General features: G+C 73.0%; 3 protein-coding genes. 2 read left to right on the top strand and 1 reads right to left on the bottom strand.

Annotation, left to right across the window (positions count from 1 at the left end; translation table 11 throughout):
- A partial coding sequence (locus AC1D15_RS25790; RefSeq protein WP_477828235.1) for a DUF5672 family protein occupies positions 1-856 on the top strand: 856 nt, incomplete at its 5' end.
- On the top strand, positions 853-1956 hold the full coding sequence (locus AC1D15_RS25785; protein ID WP_477828234.1) for a glycosyltransferase family 9 protein: 1104 nt from the start codon (positions 853-855) through the stop codon (positions 1954-1956). The genes AC1D15_RS25790 and AC1D15_RS25785, both read left to right, overlap by 4 nt.
- Here the strand turns inward: AC1D15_RS25785 and AC1D15_RS25780 are convergent.
- The coding region (locus AC1D15_RS25780; RefSeq protein ID WP_477828233.1) for a glycosyltransferase family 4 protein at positions 1937-2700 on the bottom strand (764 nt) is incomplete at its 5' end. The two genes, AC1D15_RS25785 and AC1D15_RS25780, sit on opposite strands and share 20 nt — an antisense overlap.

The following is a 2700-nucleotide window of genomic DNA, read 5'->3' as shown; positions in this document are numbered from 1 at the left end:
CCTCTGCACCGATCGCGCGTCGCTGGCCGGCCGCGCGCTGCCCGATGGCGTGCGCTGGGTCGAGATCCACCCGCTCGACAGCATCGAGGCCTATTCCGACTTCATGATCAAGGGGCTGGCGCCGCACCTGCGCACCAGCCACCTGCTGGTCGTGCAATGGGACGGCTACGTGCTGAACCCGGCCGCCTGGCGCGAAGAGTTCCTGTCGGTCGACTACATCGGTGCGCCGTGGAACCACATCCCCGAGCCCTGGAAGGTCGGCAACGGTGGCTTTTCGCTGCGTTCCGCCGCGTTGCTGCAGGCCCTGCAGGACCCGGCGATCCGCCCCGAGCATCCCGAAGACCTCTGCATCTGCAAGACGAACCGGCCGGCGCTCGAGGCGAAGGGCCTGCGCTTCGCGCCGCTGGGGATGGCCGGGCGCTTCGCGGTCGAGGACGGCCCGCTGTCGGCCGAGGTGTTCGGATTCCACGGCCCCTACCACCTGCCTTCGCTGCTGCCACCGGCCGAGGTGCTGGCCTTCGTCGAGTCGCTGTCGACGGGCGCGCTGCGGGCCCACTACTTCGGCAGCCTGCTGCGCGAGCTGGTGCACGGCGCGCGGCGCAACCCCGCGTTGCGGCCGGCACTGGCCGCGTTCCAGCAGCTGGTGCTGCGCGCGATCGACGAATTGGACGACGCGGCGAGCCTGTCGTCGCAGGCGCTCGGCATGCTGAAGGCGCTGATCCGCCACGGCCCGCACGCCTGCGCCGCGCGGTTGCTGGCGCGTCGCCGCGCTGCCTCGGGCCGGCGCTTCGGCGAGCCGAAACTGTGGCTGCGATTGCAATTCAACGCACTGCGCGCGGGAGTGCAGGCCCGATGACGGCCGGGCCGGACTGGCTCGTGCGCTATGCGGGCGCCACCTGGACGCCGCCGTTCCCGCAGGCGCTGCCGTCCAACGCGCAGGCCTTCGCGGCAACGGCGTCGCCCTGGAAGGCGGCACGCCGCCGTGCGTTGCGCGAGCTGAACCTGGCGTGGCACGGCCAGGGCCCGCTGCTGCAGCCACGCATCGACACCGCCCGGCACCGCCGCGTGCTGTGGATCCACCAGGGCACGCCGCAGGTCGGCGATTCGCTGATGGACCTCGCGGCGCGGGTGCTGCTGCAGGGTCGCGTCGCGCGGCTGGACCTGCTGACCGATGCGCACCTGCTGCCGCTGTACCGCAGCGATGCGGTGTTCTCGAACGTCGCCGCGTCGGCACGCGAGCTGCCGGCCGACGGCTACGACCTGGTGCTGCTGCACAGCATGGCCTCGCGCTCGGTGCGCGACAAGCTGCGGCACTTCCGCCGCGTGCCGTTCGTGCATCTGCAGGGCTGCTACACCGGCCCCGAGTTCAACCGCACGCTGTTCGGCTTCTACCGGCTGGCGCAGTTGATGGACCTGCCGGGTGCGGTGCTCGAGGCGGTGGCGCGCCCGACGATGCAGACCTCGCTGGCCGAGCAGGCCGCGATCGCCGCGCTGGCGATCCCGTCCGGCGCGATCGCGGTCGCGCTCGGCGGCGTGCGCGACTGGCGCACCTACACCCGCTGGATCGAGGTGCTGCGCGGCCTGGCCGCGACCGGCCGGGTGCCGCACATCGTGCTGATCGGCGCCGACAACGGCCTGGCGATGCGCGATGCGATCGTCGCCGCCGAGATCGGCCTGCCGCTGATCGACCGCGTCGCTCGCCACAGCCTCGGCGAGGTGCAGGCGCTGATCGACCGCTGCGCGCTCGCGCTGTGCGCCGACGGCGGCCTGCTGCACGTCGCCCACACGACCGGCACGCCGGCGGTCGCGCTGTTCGCCGGCGAGATCCTGCCGGCCTACCGCGTCACGTCGGCCAACCGCACGACGAGCCTGCACGGCCCCCGGCAGGTCGACGACATCGACCCGGAGGCGGTGCTGGCCGCGGCGCTGTCGTGGCTCAACGCGGCGCCGCGCTGAGGGGCGTGCCGAGCAGGCGCCGGTAGATCGCGAGGTAGGCCTCGGCCGCGCGGTCCCAGCGGAACTGCGCGGCATGGGCACGGATCGCCAGGCCCTCGCGCAGCAGGCGCGGCGTCTCGGCCTCGATCGTGCGGCGCATCGCCTGCGGCTCGAAGCTGTCGAAGTAGCCGGCATGCGCGCCGCCGACCTCCGGCAGGCTGGTCAGCCGCGACAGGAACACCGGCTTGCCGAAGTGCATCGCCTCCAGCGGCGGCAGGCCGAAGCCCTCGGTCAGCGACGGGAACACGAAGGCCTGGCAGTGCGCGTAGAGCCAGGTCTTCTGCGCGTCGCTCACCTCCTGCACCACCGTCACGTTCGCAAGCCCGCGCTCGCGCACCTGCGCGGCCAGCCGGTCCGAATCGCCGGTGCGCGGCCCGGCCAGCACCAGCGCCTGCTGCGGCCACAGCGCGGCCATCTCGACCAGGCTCTGCGGGTTCTTCGACGCCGCCATGCGGCTCAGGTGCAGCAGGTAGCGGCCCGGCACGATGCCGGGCACGGCCTCCTGCGCGTGGGGGTTCAGGTCGCGCGCGCCGTTCGGGATCACCGTGACCGGGCCGGTCCAGCCGAGGTGGCGGCGGATGTCGCCTTCAACGTGGCGCGTCAGCGTGGTCACTTCGTCGAAGTGGCGCAGCCGGCGGCGCAGCTTGTCGAGCGCCTTGCGGGCCTGCGGCTCGGCGTCGTGGTAGACCGGGTTCAGGTCGTGGA

The organism is Rhizobacter sp. P2_H2 (assembly GCF_056403375.1).
Note: the sequence above shows the minus strand (reverse complement) of the source record. Positions and strands in the feature narration are given on the sequence as shown.